Genomic DNA, 14928 nt, shown 5'->3' with positions numbered 1-14928 from the left:
GGGTGTTGTAATGGTTGGTGTATTGGCTGGCTTACAGTGGCGGCTTACAGTGGTGAATCGGGGTGAAGCCGAGTGAGCAGATTATGAACTGAAACGTAAGCGCCAATAAATCTGGTTCATCATTTCAGTGAGATTGACCTTTACAATCGCTGTTCACCCTGAGCGGAGTCGAAGGGGATTGGCACGATCTATTATGGTGCCAGAGTACCCCCTTCGACAGGCTTCAGGACGAGCGGGGTGATGATTGCAATTCGTCAAACTTATTGAAACCATGTAATGCCGTAAGTCTTTTGACCTGAGCTTTCGATTTGCTCGCTGTTTTTTATTTTGTGGAGTCTCATATTGGCTTGTATAAGATTGCACCCTTCGTCACTCATCTCCATAAGCTTATATATCAGTTCAAAGAGCTCTGGGCTCTCTTTGACTTTTTCAGGATACAGTCCTTTAAGATACTGCTCCTTTCCCACCCAAGGCGAGCTGACAAAGCGTTTGAACTGACGCCCTGCTTTCTCGATATCATCCTTTGCATGTATTGGGTAATTATAAGGATCATGACCTGTAGCAAGGTTTAACAAGAGAAGGCCAAATGACAACGGGTAAGCATATTTATCATACGCCTCCCCCAAAAAAACAGAATGGGAAGGCTCTGGACCGGAACAAATCAGCTTATATTTATTCTGATAAATAATATTACCCAGCTTCAAATCAGGGCAATCAATGCCCTTCTTATGCAGATATTCTAACGCTTCGACGATATCTGAACTGACATCAAGAGCCAGTTGTACACCAGTACACTTTTCTTCTGAGCGAATCTGCCCAGAGAGAGTTTTACCATCCACCAAGGAAGAAACAATAGCCCTGATCTGATAGTCAGCGCGACGTTCAACGAGAATATCTCCGGACTGATGTACAATTGAATGGCTTTTTTTCTGTGGGTTCCATAGTAAAAAAGAGTGGGGTTTGACGATATATTGATGTTCAGCCATTTCCAGGATAGAGATTGTATCTCCTTCCAGTTTCATCCAGCCTGCATTCCCCGAACAGGATGAAACCATTTTTACTGCGTAGGCAACGTTATCACTGTCTGCCCATTTAGTAACACTTCCAGAGGCCTCTGCCCACTCAGTGTCATTCACGGGTTGGATTCCAAGCAGTTTTTTTAAACTATCTCTAATCCCAGAGTCCGGACTGGCTACTTTAAAGGCATCCAGCGGTTTATCTTCAGGCACTGTACTGAATGGTTGGCCAGCCATAAAACCTTTAGGATCATCCTCACCAAGAGCCGCTTTTCGGCCAGTGCCCGGTACCTCGACGGTCGCGGGACTGGTAATGCCGCCTGCACCTGCCCCAGCAGCTACATTATGGTCGGGGAAGGGTCTGAGGTCTGCTGGTTCCATGATTTTTATACTCTATTTCTGTGATACATATAATCGTTATGACATTTTCCGTCAGAAACAGTTCAAAAAAATCAGAAATAAAGTTCCGCACCATGCTGAACATCTATTTTTAAAGTCAGGCTCAAAAAAGCCAACAGGTTTTATACCGTCTTATCCACTGAAATTGTGGATAAGAACAAATTTACTTTTCTCATCACTTAACACATCCCCATTGCTATCTGCTGATGACAAACCATTTCACCCATAAAGTGGTTATAGTTTTCCGGACATACAAACACGGGTAATATCAGAGCCTCATTAAGGTGTGTCCAGATGTCAGAAAAGAAGTCAAAAACGTATTCGGCTGAGTTCAAAGAATCGGCTGTTAAGCTGACTGTTTAAGGTAGACATTAAGCGGCCTCAAATCGCCTACCAATAGAGACCTGCTTACTCTGGCAAAGAGAGGAGCATGTTTATCAGCCCCCGTTCAGGGGAGCCGACAACCGAACCCGCCGACACCTCCAAACCTTGATAAGTACACGGCGGTTGGGTCACGAGTCGGCTTCCTTCGGAAACCGACCTACGCCGAAACATAAGCAGGCCAACGAATACATCCTTAATGTCCACCCTAAGAAGCTGACTGTAGAATCAGGTCAGCCTGTAACTGAAACCGCTCGTGATCTCGGTGTAAATATCAATACCCGTGCACACGTGGATTGGGAAATATCATCGGTCCAAAGCATCTGGTAAGACCGAGAAGAATGATGAGCATGAAACTTTTTAAAAGTGTGATGAAATTCTGATGGTTTTAGGTTTTTTGAAACGATTGTTTTTTGAGTTTGGAAAAGGCTGGGTGGTTTAACTTATTGTATTTAAAGGGGCTTGTGTCACCCCTTTGGCTAGTTTGAAACGAATGATAAAAAGTTTGAGGTTTTTTAAACCACAGAACCCAGCTGGAAAATCGGCAGGTACATGGCAATAATCAATCCGCCCACAAGAACACCCAGGACCGACATAATAATCGGTTCCATCAGACTGGTAAGTCCATCGACCATGTTATCCACTTCATCTTCATAAAAAGTGGCGACTTTCTCGAGCATTTCATCCAGTGCACCAGACTCTTCACCGATCGAGACCATTTGCACCACCATTGATGGAAAAATTCCGGAACTTTTCATGGCAAACTGAAGCTGCTGGCCGGTAGAGACATCCTCTTTGATTTTTTTTGTAGCATCCGCATAAACAACGTTACCCGCTGCGCCGGCAACAGAGTCAAGGGCATCGACCAGGGGGACGCCGGCAGCAAATGTAGTCGCCAGTGTTCGCCCAAAGCGCGCAACGGCGGACTTATCCAGTATGTCACCAATAATAGGCAGTTTCAGTACAAAACGATCCAGGCTATCTCTGGCAGCCTTGGATTTTTTTAAAGTGCGTTTTGCTAAAAAAACAAAGATGACCAGACCGGCAAGAACAAGATGCCAATAACTCTGGACCGCTTCTGACAAGCCAATAACCATTTGGGTAAAAGCAGGTAGCTCAGCACCAAAGCCCTGAAAAACCTCTTCGAATTGTGGAACCACTTTAACCAGAAGGATAACCGTGACAATCATGGCAATGCAGACGACCGCAATAGGGTAGTTCATGGCTTTCTTGATCTTGGATTTCAGTGCCTCTGTTTTTTCTTTATAGGTCGCGATTCGGTCAAGCAGTGTATCCAGCGCACCAGACTGCTCACCAGAAGCCACAAGGCTGCAGTAAAGGTCATCAAAATAATCGGGATGGTTTTTCAGGGAGTCAGCCAGAGTGCTACCACCGGCGACGTCATTCTTGATCTTGCCGACCAGGTCTCGCATGGACTCTTTGTCAAGGCCTTCAGCAGCGATATCAAACGCCTGCAGCAAGGGAACACCGGCTTTCATCATGGTAGCCAGCTGGCGGGTAAAGAGGGCTATATCCATAGGGGTGATTTTTTTGCCTCCCCCCAGCCCAAAAGAGGCTCTCTTTTTACCCACTTTTGTGGCCAGAATACCCTGTTTTCTTAGCTCACCTTTGACCAGCGCCATACTGGAACTTTGCATTTCCCCTTTGGTCTTGCGGCCGGATTTGTCCTTCCCCTGCCAGACAAAAGTGACGAGTTTACTTGGTTTTGCGGCCATATTATGCGCGGTCCATAGCTGTTCTGAAGAGTGTTCCTGAAAAGCGCTCTGCTTGTCTGGCAGATTATAAGTTCACTTTCCCCAAGTTTATATCAGAGCGATCACAAATACTGATAATCCTCTGAAAATGAGAACTGATTACTGTTTGTTTCGGTCAATTTGAGGCTGCCATTAATCAGCCTCCTGGCTTAATTCTTCGGTCCGTTCAAAACTATCCACATTGATGGCGGTCAGGTGCTTTCCCCAGACGCAACCGGTATCAATGGCGTGGATGTTGTCATGTCCGCTCATGCCTTCCAGGGCCGCCCAGTGACCAAAAATAATCTGCTCGTTAAAACAGGGGCTTTGGGAAAAACTGAACCAGGGTGCGAACCCTTTTTGGGGATAGGCTCCCTTGCTTTCAAAATCCAGGGTTCCAAAAGCATCACAAAAGCGCATCTGGGTCAGGTAGGATGCCGTCAGTCGCAACCTTTTCTTCAACTTAAGCTCATTACCCCAGGGGCTGGGTTTGCTGCTTTTGAAGATTTTCTTCAACCATTTTACGTAATCCTCTGAGCGGAGCGCCTGCTCTAACTGCTGAGCTTCTTCAGTGGCCTGCTCAATAGTCCATACCGGAGGAATGCCTGCGTGAACCATGGTTACTTTCCGACCGGCGTCGTGGTGAAGCATGGGGCGATGGCGTAACCAGTGAATCAGTTCATGGGCATCGGGGGCTTCCAGCAGGCTGGTCAGAGTATCTTTCTTTTTCTGTTGGCGAATACCACAGGAGATAGCCAGCAGATGAAGGTCGTGGTTCCCAAGAACCGCGATGCAGCTATCTCCAAGACTTTTCAGGTATCTGAGGGTGGCAAGGGAGTCTGGCCCACGGTTGACCATATCGCCTGCAACCCAGAGTGTGTCGTGTGCTGGATTAAACTTGAGTTTGTCTAACAGGCGACGCAGAGGATCATAGCAACCCTGTATGTCCCCAACTGCGTAAGTTGCCATCAGCTTTCTTCCCGAGAGAGTCCTGAAGCGTTTTTAGTGGTTATCTATCGATTAGATAATCGGCAATCCGGACGAAATCGGCAAGGGTCAATACTTCAGGCCTGGCTGAAGGGTCGATGGCGAGTGTCTCAAGTTCTTCCACCTTGAGATGCGGCTTCAGGGTGTTACGGATGGTTTTGCGTCGTTGACTGAAAGCGTCACGAACAACCTGTGCCAGTTTCTCAACATCCTTGCAGGGGTGGGGAAGTTCGCGATGGGGCGTCATGCGCACAATGGCAGAGTCAACCTTTGGTGCAGGCCTGAATGCCCCTGGCTCTACGGTAAAAAGGTAATCTACTTCGCAGTAGTACTGGGTCATGATACCCAGTCGGCCATAGTGCTTTTTACCGGGTTTGGCTGCCAGTCGCTGAACCACCTCTTTTTGCAGCATGAAGTGCATATCCTGAATCATGCTCTCAAAGCTTAACAGGTGAAAAATCAGCGGGGTTGAGATGTTATAGGGCAGGTTACCAATAATTCTTAAAGGGCGTTCATCAGTTTTCAGACTGGTAAAATCAAACTTCAGGACATCCGCTTCATGAACTCGAAAATTTGGGTTCAGGCCAAAACGGAGCAGCAGAGAAGGAATCAAATCCCGATCCAGTTCTACCACGTCCAGCTCGCCAGCACGCTCCAGTATACCGGTTGTCAGTGCTCCCTGGCCGGGGCCAATCTCCACCAGATGCTCACCCTGTCTGGGGTGAATAGACGCAATAATCTCATTGATTACGCCATGGTCATGGAGAAAGTTCTGGCCAAAACGCTTGCGGGCCTTGTGATAAGGGACTTCTGTTTGAGACATGAGGGTTACTGCTCGCCTGGAGGGAAACTTTTCATGACAAAACGCCCATGGAAAAGGGAGTCCATGGATGCCTGCCAAACCGGCGATAATAACGCCCTGCTGTGGTTTTGGCCAGCAGCCTATCCGTGAAGGGTGTAATTAAAAGTGTTCCCTGATCGCTGTCATCCTGTACAGGCGACTGCATGGATGCAGGAGGGAGAGTAAAGCAGGAGCAATTACCGAGATTGTACAGGATCCATCCACAGGGAGGTGACTGCCGATGGATGGCTTTTATGCCTTTAGGCCCTGTGGATAATCCCTGCCAGATGGATTGTGTACAATCCCTGTACACAATGACAGCGGAGGTGTTCCCGTACACAGATAAGGGCCTTGACCTCCTGAACGGAGTTACAGCTGTGTAACACTTTTAATTGCACCCGCATCCAGCAGCAACAAAACTATTTCCGTTACCTTCACTCTTGATTAAAACCGCAACGAGCGCAACATTCGTTGTTATGATCCAAGGCTCAAGCTGCCTTTATGCAAGTCCTAAACACAATACACCGCCCTGAAAACAGGAAAATGCCTGTGTTATTGCGACCAAAAGACCAGCACAGGCCAAGTCTGGCAGGGCTTGTTGCGTTCGTTGCTTTTTATTTCAACTGCAATAGATAACTCCGCTTTTCAGCTTGAAGTCGATTAAAATTTATGGGAATACGAAGCCCCAATTTTATTACTACTGCCAAAATCATCTTCAGAGATAAAGCCATAAAAATTCACCGAATTTTTATCGTTGACCTTATAACTCATGCCAGTACCGCCCCAATAACTGGAATAATTATTAGAACCGGCACCACCGCCACCAAAGGCCATTACACTCCACTTGTCATTTAAAGGTTTGACGCCAAATGCGCCCAGGTAAGCACCGTGGCTTTTATTACGCATTAAATAATATTCTGAGCCAACATCGCTGTCTTCAGGTGTCGCGATTTTACCATTACTGTAGTTATAACCGGCCATTGGGAAAATCATCCAGCCTGCAGGTTCGATCCCGAAATGACTAAGGGGTACAAATGTACCGACACTGTATTTTTTACTATAGGAACCGTGATCATAGTCCGTACGACTGAAGTTAAAGTTAACAATACCGACATCGAACAACCAGGAGCCACCCAGTCGCCACTCTCCTTCGTCATTGATACGTGCCGACATCATGCGTGCATCATCAAGCCCCAAAGAGCCGGATACCGAGACGTTATCATTAATGCCTATTCCGATTTTTGTCACAATTCGGGTTGGATCTTCGTGATGTTTTTCTTCAGCAAATGCTTGCGCGTCAGTCATTAACAGCGCCATACCAAGGATGGATAAAGTTTTAATGGTTTTCATGGTAACTATCTTTCTATAATGCAACGATTTAGGAATTGTTGTGGCATTGAAGGCTAAGAAAATATTTATAATGACAATACAAAGGCCACTGCCAAAACAGTGACGAAATGTATTGCTTTTAAATACCGATTTCCTGCACGACCATCATCAAAATAAAGAAAGGCAAAAACTGCCAGCTTGCAAAAATTACACCATTAAGGAAAACAACTACGCACTGGCAGTGCATTGCCAGCACATTCTCCGATTGATTCAATGGTGACGCAAAAAGTTATATTTACTGGAAAAAATTTATAGCCCATTGAGGTCTGGCAAAACCCGGATGTGTCGCCTTTTAATATTCCTGATCATCATCCTGAATCGAAAAACAATCAGTCTTTTAATCATGCCTGCTTTGGAGATCGCGCCGGACTGATCATTGCTGAAACAGTAAACAGACCACTCTCTGATATCGATATTTACAACCTGCTGCTGTGGCAACCTGCTTTTCCACCGATGGTATCGGGTGATACTACTGCCTGAGCCGGTTAATAACGAGATTAGCAAACCAAAGAATAAAATGATCTCGGTGTTTCTAAACCACTGATAATGATGCTTCCCCTGAATTTGTATTTCATTCACTTTATGCAGGAACCGTTCACGACGACTCACGCCATAAACTATCAACGACACCAACAACACACTGAACAGAAACAGTTTACTGCCATTTCCCTTTAAATCTGATAACCAGCGATCATCAAGCACCTGTTCATCACCTTGATAACGAGAAGGCGCAACGGTCAAGGAAATAGATTCCAATATTGCTGTTTTCAGTGTTTTATTCGTCGTATCCCACCATTCAATTTCAACTGCAGGCAATTCAATACGGCCTGAATCAGTCAATCGATACGTCCACACTTCGGTTCTTTTACCTCCCAAAAAACGTCCTCTTGGTTCAAGAATATCCTCTGTTTTAGCGGGTGCCGCATAAGCATTCATGCCGTTATTTTTTATGTGAACCGAGGGAATAAATCGCCCCATCACACCTTGAGCTTCTATCGTAATGGTTCTGATAATGGCATCACCGACTTCCCAGCCCCGGTCTTCATCATCCAAGTGCCGTTGCGGCGTATTAAACGACTCACTGAGTGTTAATTCACTGGCCGGTAAAAAACGCTCCAGATCATTAATGCCCCCGGGTAATTGTACATCCAGCCATAACGGTTGGCTTTTCACGGTATACGATTGATCGGTTTGTGCGGGAAATAAGGTGATAGTCTGTGGTGCCATCCGCAAACGCCCGGTTTTCCGGGGAACCACATGATAGTAACGATTCACACCACTGATGGTTTTACCTTCACGCCTCTCGATAAAGTTGCCCGACTGCTCTTTACTGTCCACCACAACCGCCCCGGGCATATCCCACAACGGCATGTGGGGAGGTGCGGTAAACCAGCGATCAGAGCCCAGCTTTATATCCAGACGAACGGGCTGTTTAGGCACAACACTGATGCGTTCAATACCTGCACTTTTATCGGTTATTAATGGGGATAAAGGACGAAGTGTACTTTCTATAACCAGTTCGGGGTCATTAGCGTTGGCAACCACAGTAAACGACAACAGAGACAATAATAATCCAAAAGACCGATAGTTCATTTTACCTCCTTTGGTACGTCGTTTTTTTCACTCAAATTGTTAAACTGAGCGGAAAACTGGTTTTTCAACAACAGCGTCGGTGTGATGCTTAATCCTTCCAGCCAACCGGATGGATTCAGTTCAGCGTAGTTTGCTTCTATTCTTGCCTCCACGCCCTGTTCCGCTAATTCACTTTCTGTAATATCTGCTTCTTTATCAAAATCATTGGGATCAAAACTCTGCTGATCCATCAGTCGTTGCTCTCGTAAAAAGATCAATCGCTCCATTATAAGCGACACCCGGGCATAATTATCCCGCACTTCAATACTGTCAGGTGTTCGCTCAATAAGCCGCGATAACAGCTCATAAGCCTGATCCCAATACTTGAGTTGAGCGTAGCTGTTTGCCTGATAGAACAGGGCTTCCGGCGTATCCATTGTTTGAAAGAGCCGTAACGCCTGCTCATATTGCTCACTGCGATAGAAAGACAATGCCTTTTTATAAGGCGTGTCGTATAACGTCGCAGCCCTGGCATAATTGCCCTGCAGCCAGGCTATTTCACCCTGTTGATCCGGTGTAAAAAACCAATCCATATTGGCTTCTGCGGTGTCAGGATTAAGGGTCAACGTCACACACAGCACCAAGCCCAAAACCGTTGCACCTTTTCGAAACCAAAACGCACACAGCATTAGCACTAACCCTGTCAGGTAGTAGCCTCTGTCATGCCATTTAAATTCAGGATTTTCATTGGTGGCATTAAGGATATTGCTGCGCAAAAGACCACTTATCTTTTCGATATCAGCGCCATCATGGCTTACCAATGTCACTGGAACGCCCTGTTTTCTTAAGGCCAAAAACGGCTCTGTGGTCATTCGGGTATCAACCGATTGATTGAAAGCCAACCCGTTAACCGGTTGTAGCGAACCACCTGCAGCCGTCCCTACCGCCAGTATTTGCAACGGTGATGAAGAAGCGTCTGCCTGATAATCTTCCAATGCCGCTTGATCAGCCTGTGATAAACCAGAAGTAATCACTAACACACTGGATGGTAGTTCAGAGCGGTTTTCAGGTAATACATCCTTAACCAACGTCAGCGCTCGTCCAAGGTGACTGACTTCAGAGCGGTTATTGCCACGACCTGTTGCTGGCATAATGGCAGGCTCCAGGGCATCCAGATACAAGCGGGTAAACGCACGATCATTGGACAATGGCGATACGATATGAGCTGACTGGGCATAGGCAATCACTGAAACATGGGCAGTGGGTCTTAACTGGATCAGATCATGTATTTTCTGACGTGCTGCTGCCATTCTGGTGGGTGCAACGTCGGTGGCGTACATGGATAAACGACTATCAAGAATTACGACCATGGCAGATTGTTCATCAAACTCCAGTGGAACCTGACGGTTCCAGCTTGGCCCTGACACGGCAACACAACCTATCCCAAGTAACAGCAATATAACGGTTAAGGGTTTTATGCCTGCCTTTCCCCCGGTGCTCAAATTCAGCACAGTAAACAGCCGGGGTGAAAGAAGACGACGCCAATCTGATCGTTCATTGGGTTGAACACGCATCCCCAAATACACCAGAAAAGCAAACAGGGTACCCAATAACCAGAAAGGACGTAAAAAATGAAAATGGCTCAAACTGTCAATCACAGCATCACTCCATCATTAACAACATCAGAAAGAGATGCACCTCTCTTACGGTTTAACTGCCCTTTAACAACACCCTTTACAAAAGCCACAACAAAAGCCACAACAACCAATAATCCCAGCATCAGCATGGCAAGTCCTAAAGGCATCATGTACAAAGGCGCATGCTGAGACCAACTATAGGTTGCCAGTTCATGGGGCATCAATTCATCAATGGCAGAAAATATCTGCTGCAATTCTTCCCTGTTTTCCCCCATAAACCGTTGTCCTCCGGTTTTATCAGACAGTCTGTCTAATAAAGCAAGATCCACTACCTCTTCCTGTAAGGCCTGATCATCAGTAGCAATGGTACCAATGGCAATGGTATGAATGGTTATTCCGTGCTCTATTGCCAGCTCCAGCGCTACCTCGGGAGGAAGTTCGGAAGCGGTATCGTTACCATCGGTTAACAATATAAGTACCTTGTCTTCCATTTCACTGGTTTCAAACAACCGAATGGCAACACCAATAACATCACCAATAGCGGTTTGATCACCAGCAATTCCCGGGTACAAGTCGTTCAGTTTTTGCTGCAGTGCTCTATAATCCTGACTGAATGGCGCCAGGGGAAAGGCACTGCTGCCAAACACCGCCAGACCTATGTGATCGTCCTGACGACCTGCAATAAACTGATCACTCAGCTCGATCACAGCATCCATTCGTGATTGCACCGTACCGGAATCATCGGCGACAACCATATCCCGAATATCCATAGAGCCGGACACGTCAAGTGCTAACAGCACTTCCCGAACCGCCACATTTTGTATAACCGGAGGTTCAATGCGATAAGGCCCTGCCGCGGCGATGACACAAAGCGTCCAGACACACAAACGAATTATTTTTTCCAGTAAAATCGGCGATTTAACGGGCTGTACCCGAGCAACTTTCTGCCCACCCTGCGCCAATAAACGAGCCAGAAAGGGCAATCGCAGCACATCCTGACGGGGCTGGTAAGCAGGAAAGTAGCGCTGCCAGTGTGACGCAAGCGCACCCTGCTTTAAGCACATACGCCAAAGATAAGGCACCGGCAACAATAACAACCACAGGGCATTCTGCAGCTGAAATGCAAGCACCGCAGATACCCACTCAAGCATTAGGCAGCTCCTTAATCCATCGCTCAATAATTACAAACAGATCGTCGTAAGGATTTATAGGTTTATTACATTTATAGGTACTGGAGGTAATCAGTAGACTCTGATCCTGAGTCAACGTTAAACCCAGTCGATGAAACACGTCGGTGTGATTGCTACCTGCGATTTTCCTGCGGGGGAAAAATAATAAGCCAATACGTTTGATCAAACTGTTTAGCTGAGTTAAATCTCCGGCTTTTTCCATGGCCTTTAATTCAATTAATGCGTCCCGACGCCATGTGTTCTTTTGATGGATAATCCAGCATTTACGCAACACCAGGAACAGGCAGACAGCCACCCCCAGTAATAGCCACCACCAACCCGCAGTTTGTGGCCACCAGCTAACAGCAGCCGGATCAGGCAGTTCATTCAATTGTGCATGCTCGTAAGTATTCAATGGATCCAGATATGGCAAAGCATCATGAGCAATATCAGCAATAAAGGTACGTTTCATTACAGCAGCCCCGCTTCTTTTAGCCTGGTTCGAATCTGGTTTTCAACACTGCTGTCGGTATTAATCAGCAACGTAGATGCTCCGGTCTGAGCAATTAATTGTTCGGTGGTTTCAATGCGCCGGGCGATAAGCTGTTGCACATCACGGTTCACGGCAGGATTTGACAGATTAAAATGTCCAAATTGCCCGTTCTGACAGGCGAGGTATTCACCGGCATCCGGCCAGTGCTGATCAAGATAATCATGGATAGGCACGGCAATGACCGTACAGTGCTGCTGCAAAGAATGAATGCGGTGCAGGCAGGCCTCATTGAATCCTATAAAGTCGCTGATCAACACAACAATAGCGTCGTGTACGCTGACAGCCTGAAGCTTTGCCAGAGCTGCTTCAAGCTGCGCTTCATTGGAGATAACGTGGTTATTGGCAGACAGTCGCCGATTGAATGACACTAACTGATCGAATGATCGCATCAAGTGCGCTATGTGACCTTTAACCGGCGTCATCTCAATCTGTTGATCATCAAACAGTACAAAGCCTGCACGATCGCCCGCTTTGTGCGTCATCCAGGTAAAGTAACCGGCCACCATGGCAGCGGCATAGGACTTTAGCATGTGGCGGGTACCGGCAAACATATCCTGCCTTTGATCCACCATGACAATCACAGGCCGCTCAAGTTCTTCCGTGAATACCTTTACATAGGTGGATTGCAGCCGGGCGGTTACCTTCCAGTCAATATGACGTACATCGTCGCCCAATTGATACGGTCGGGCTTCTTCAAAATTAATACCATTGCCTTTGATTTTTGAACGTCGTGTGCCTTGCAATAAGGTATTAACCGCTTTATGGCTATTAAGGCCTAAATGGGCACACTGATGCTCAATCGCCAACAGTTGCCCCAGATCAACATAGATCCCCTGATCAGACATCTTTCTTTACTCCCGGGGTTAACCAACCACAATATGTTTCAGTAATTCATCAATGATATCCGATGATTTTTTCCCACTGGCCAGCGCTTTATAGGATAGGGAAATACGATGCCCCAGCACCGGTTTAATAATGGCAAATACATCATCAGGCAACAGAAAGTCACGACCATCCAGCCAGGCATTGGCTCTTGCTGCACGCTCCAGAGAAATACTGGCCCGGGGACTCGCACCCACCGAAATCCATTGACCAAGCTCTTCTGAATAATTACTGCCATAACGAGTGGCATGGACAATATCAACAATCAATTGCTCAATCGCTTCGGATACATGGATATTGGCGACGGATTGCCATCCTGAAAAAATAATATCCTGAGACAGTAAAAGCGTTTCCGATTCTTTCCGATCAGATGGTGATGTTGCATAAGCTTCTTCTTTTTGCTCACCACGCACTAATCGTAAAACCGCTTTCTCACTGTCCTTGTCCGGGTAATCAATATCGATTTTCATCAAAAACCGATCAAGCTGTGCTTCCGGTAGAGGGTAAGTGCCTTCTTGTTCTACCGGATTCTGGGTAGCCATTGTCATAAACAGACGAGGCAAAGGATAGGTTGTACCGGCAACCGTTACCTGACGTTCCTCCATCGCTTCAAGCAAAGCCGATTGCACTTTGGCGGGCGCCCGATTGATTTCATCAACCAGAATCAGGTTGCCAAACAAAGGCCCCGGTATAAATTCAAAACCATTGTTAGAAGAACAGCCAGAAGCGTCAGCAGATCCCTTATCGCCTACATAAATTTCGGTACCCGTAACGTCCGATGGCAACAAGTCCGGCGTAAACTGAATCCGCCGGAAAGTGCTGTCCAGATATTTTGACAGACTGCGTACGGCACGGGTTTTCGCCAGTCCGGGCAATCCTTCAAGCAATACATTGCCTTTGCATAACAGTGAAATAATCAGGAATCGAATGACTTTTTCCTGACCGATAACAGAACGACTGACCTGTCGCTCCAATTCGAAGATTTGTTCCCGACTATCCATACAACACCCCATACAACACCCCCATACAACAGCTTGTCTATTTTCTATGTTCGCTTTCCACAATACGCCGCCCGCTTGTTCTTTCTGACTACCGATAGCGGCCAGGGAAGGCGAGTTATCCGATCTTGAATCCGGCTTCGCCTGTTACAGCTTGCCTTGTCTGATCAATGTCACAATACCCATCAGCATTGGTGCAGCGTATGCAAAGAAATCCTGAATGCCGGGGCAGAGATAATTAAGGCCCGCTTCGCCTGATTCGGTTTTTAACAGGCGGTTTTTAGGGCATTCACCCCAGCACAGTTTTAAATAACGACACTCTTTGCATTTTTTAGGCAGTGTGTCTCGCTTGGATAAGCCAAAGGATTTCTGCCGCTCGGAAAAAACCAGATTGGCAAGAGAATCATTATCGATATGTCCCAGCTGATACTCGGGATAGACATAGTGATCGCAGGAGTACACAGAACCGTCATGCTCAACCGCTAACCCTTTACCGCAAAACTCGGCAGTGACACACAACTGCGATGGTTTACCCATCATCTGGGCAACGGCGGTTTCAAAAAGGTTCACCAGTACACGACCAAGATCGTTATTAACCCACTCTTCAAACACCGTTTTCAGGAAGTGTCCCCAATCATTGGCATCCACAGACCAGTCGGTCACTATGGATTCCGGGTGGGTGGGTTGGCATCGGGGATCGCCCACCACAGGCAAATCGGATTCCTGCCAAAATTGCGGAGCCGTGGTGGTGAAATCTTTGGATTCTACGCAAGGCGTAAACTGAACATAGGTAGCACCGAGTTCCTTTGTTAAGAAACGGTACACCTCTAGCGGATACTTCACGTTATGGTTATTAATGACCGCCAGCGCATTAAAACGCACCTTATGGCGTTTCATGCGATCTACCGCCTTCATCACCAGATCAAAGGTCGGTTTACCGTTTTTACTCACACGATATTTGTCGTGCATCTCCCGTGGGCCATCAATGGACAAACCCACCAGAAAGTTATTCTTGCTTAAAAATTCACACCACTGGTCATTCAACATAATGCCATTGGTTTGCAAATCATTTTCTATGGTGACACCGGCAGGCTGGTATTTTTTCTGGAATTCCACCGCTTTTTTATAGTAATCCAAACCTAATAACGTCGGCTCGCCACCTTGCCAGGAAAAGACAATCTGCTCGCCGTCCTGACTCTCGATATAATCGCGGATGTAATGCTCCAGCCGCTCAAAACTCATGCGCTCTTCACGCTTCTGCTCCAGAAGATCTTCCTTATGCAAATAAAAACAATATTGACAATCCAGGTTGCATGCTGAACCACCGGGCTTGGACATTACATGAAAACG

At 46.7% G+C, this 14928-nt stretch carries 12 protein-coding genes; all 12 read right to left on the bottom strand.

Annotated elements, in window-relative coordinates; all coding sequences use genetic code 11:
* Positions 1 to 260 precede the first annotated feature (260 nt).
* Positions 261 to 1229, bottom strand: a complete 969-nt coding sequence (locus RM811_RS04940; protein WP_402521373.1) for a hypothetical protein — start codon at positions 1227 to 1229, stop codon at positions 261 to 263.
* Between the two features lie 1082 nt (positions 1230 to 2311).
* Entirely contained in the window at positions 2312 to 3532 is a 1221-nt protein-coding gene (locus RM811_RS04935) for a type II secretion system F family protein (protein WP_402521371.1), read from the bottom strand.
* Between the two features lie 171 nt (positions 3533 to 3703).
* The gene (locus RM811_RS04930; RefSeq protein ID WP_402521369.1) at positions 3704 to 4519 is read right to left on the bottom strand and encodes a symmetrical bis(5'-nucleosyl)-tetraphosphatase; all 816 of its coding nucleotides are present in this window, start codon (positions 4517 to 4519) and stop codon (positions 3704 to 3706) included.
* A gap of 40 nt (positions 4520 to 4559) precedes the next feature.
* On the bottom strand, positions 4560 to 5360 hold the full coding sequence (gene rsmA, locus RM811_RS04925) for a 16S rRNA (adenine(1518)-N(6)/adenine(1519)-N(6))-dimethyltransferase RsmA (RefSeq protein ID WP_402521367.1): 801 nt from the start codon (positions 5358 to 5360) through the stop codon (positions 4560 to 4562).
* 678 nt (positions 5361 to 6038) lie between these two features.
* Entirely contained in the window at positions 6039 to 6728 is a 690-nt protein-coding gene (locus RM811_RS04920; RefSeq protein WP_402521364.1) for a hypothetical protein, read from the bottom strand.
* A gap of 288 nt (positions 6729 to 7016) precedes the next feature.
* Positions 7017 to 8360 (bottom strand): hypothetical protein, encoded by a 1344-nt coding sequence (locus tag RM811_RS04915; RefSeq protein ID WP_402521362.1) that lies wholly within the window; start codon positions 8358 to 8360, stop codon positions 7017 to 7019.
* The gene (locus RM811_RS04910; protein ID WP_402521360.1) at positions 8357 to 9997 is read right to left on the bottom strand and encodes a VWA domain-containing protein; all 1641 of its coding nucleotides are present in this window, start codon (positions 9995 to 9997) and stop codon (positions 8357 to 8359) included. The genes RM811_RS04915 and RM811_RS04910 overlap by 4 nt, the downstream gene beginning before the upstream one ends.
* The gene (locus RM811_RS04905; protein ID WP_402521359.1) at positions 9994 to 11127 is read right to left on the bottom strand and encodes a VWA domain-containing protein; all 1134 of its coding nucleotides are present in this window, start codon (positions 11125 to 11127) and stop codon (positions 9994 to 9996) included. The genes RM811_RS04910 and RM811_RS04905 overlap by 4 nt, the downstream gene beginning before the upstream one ends.
* Entirely contained in the window at positions 11120 to 11617 is a 498-nt protein-coding gene (locus RM811_RS04900) for a DUF4381 domain-containing protein (RefSeq protein ID WP_402521357.1), read from the bottom strand. Before RM811_RS04900 ends, RM811_RS04905 begins: the two co-directional genes overlap by 8 nt.
* Positions 11617 to 12543 (bottom strand): DUF58 domain-containing protein, encoded by a 927-nt coding sequence (locus tag RM811_RS04895; RefSeq protein ID WP_402521354.1) that lies wholly within the window; start codon positions 12541 to 12543, stop codon positions 11617 to 11619. The genes RM811_RS04900 and RM811_RS04895 overlap by 1 nt, the downstream gene beginning before the upstream one ends.
* 18 nt (positions 12544 to 12561) lie before the next feature.
* Entirely contained in the window at positions 12562 to 13581 is a 1020-nt protein-coding gene (locus RM811_RS04890) for an AAA family ATPase (protein ID WP_402521352.1), read from the bottom strand.
* Between the two features lie 144 nt (positions 13582 to 13725).
* The coding region (locus RM811_RS04885; RefSeq protein WP_402521350.1) for an anaerobic sulfatase maturase at positions 13726 to 14928 on the bottom strand (1203 nt) is incomplete at its 5' end.

Origin of the sequence: Endozoicomonas sp., assembly GCF_031844845.1 — a bacterium.
Taxonomy (GTDB): domain Bacteria; phylum Pseudomonadota; class Gammaproteobacteria; order Pseudomonadales; family Endozoicomonadaceae; genus Endozoicomonas.
This window is presented reverse-complemented; position numbering and strand designations above follow the sequence as displayed.